This window comes from Gordoniibacillus kamchatkensis (assembly GCF_000829455.1).
Lineage (GTDB): Bacteria > Bacillota > Bacilli > Paenibacillales > NBRC-103111 > Gordoniibacillus > Gordoniibacillus kamchatkensis.
The window spans coordinates 1-1022 of record NZ_JXAK01000152.1 but is presented as its reverse complement, the minus strand read 5'-3'; the positions used below and the strand labels follow the sequence as shown (position 1 = coordinate 1022).

Annotated in this window: 1 protein-coding gene and 1 pseudogene; both read left to right on the top strand. The window is 58.0% G+C overall.

Annotation, left to right across the window (positions count from 1 at the left end; genetic code table 11):
- Positions 1-285, top strand: a pseudogene (locus SD70_RS39050) (hypothetical protein); the annotation flags it as partial.
- A 411-nt stretch (positions 286-696) separates the two neighbouring features.
- The coding region (locus SD70_RS32575) for a TnpV protein (RefSeq protein ID WP_331436873.1) at positions 697-1022 on the top strand (326 nt) is incomplete at its 3' end.

Sequence of the window (1022 nt, the reverse complement as noted above, 5' to 3'; positions counted from 1 at the left end):
TGGGCGGATTTTTTGCGGACGGCGGCCTGGAACTATAAATATCCGTTTCAGGATCAACTGTTGATCTACGCACAACGTCCGGACGCGACGGCCTGCGCGCCGATTGACGTCTGGAACAAGCGGCTGGATCGCTGGGTGAAGCGCGGCGCGAAAGGGATTGCCCTGATCGAAGATAGGGGCAACCATCTGGCCTGCGCCATGTGTTTGACGTATCGGACACCCAGAGCAGACGCCAGCCGCAGGTGTCGCTTTGGCGATTGCAGGACAGCGATACGGCTCATGTGATGGAGACGTTGGAAAATGCGTTCGGCGCGCCGGACGAGAGCGAACGGCGTGCGGATCTGCCTGCCGCGTTGCTCGCTGCTGCGCGGAATGCGGTGGATGACAACAGCGCCGATTATGTGGCGGAGTTGATGAAAGAGCGGGAGCACAGTTTGCTGGAAGACCTGGATATTTCGCATGTGGAGTTGTTGTTCAAGCAAGCGGCTGAAAAAGCCGTCGCTTACATGGCGATGACCCGTTGCGGATTGAATCCCGCACATTACATCAGCATCGAGGATTTGTCCGGCATCGGGTATTTCAACACGCTTCCTGCGCTGTCCCACTTGGGCGCAGCGATTAGCGATGTGTCCGAGATGATGCTGCGGGAAGTGGAATCGACCGTCCGAGCGCTGCGCCGGGAGGCGCAACGTGCAAATGAGAGTCAGTCGCTTCATACCCTTGCAAGACCCGATTCCTTGCCGCACAATGAAGCTACCCTGCAAGAAAGGAAGGATGAACATGGAACTGACGTACACGCCGCAAGGGGATTATCTGCTGCCCAACCTGACGCTGAGCGAAGCGGAGACGACCATCGGAAAGTACGGGATGATGCGAAAGACGTTTCTGAAAACCGAGCGGAAGGGCATGTACGCCCATCTGATGTTGTCGGAGCAGTTGAACCGGCATCTGGCGGACATCGACCGGACGGCGCGGGAGCAGATCGACCGGACGATAAAGGAACTGCTCGCGTCTCACCCGGC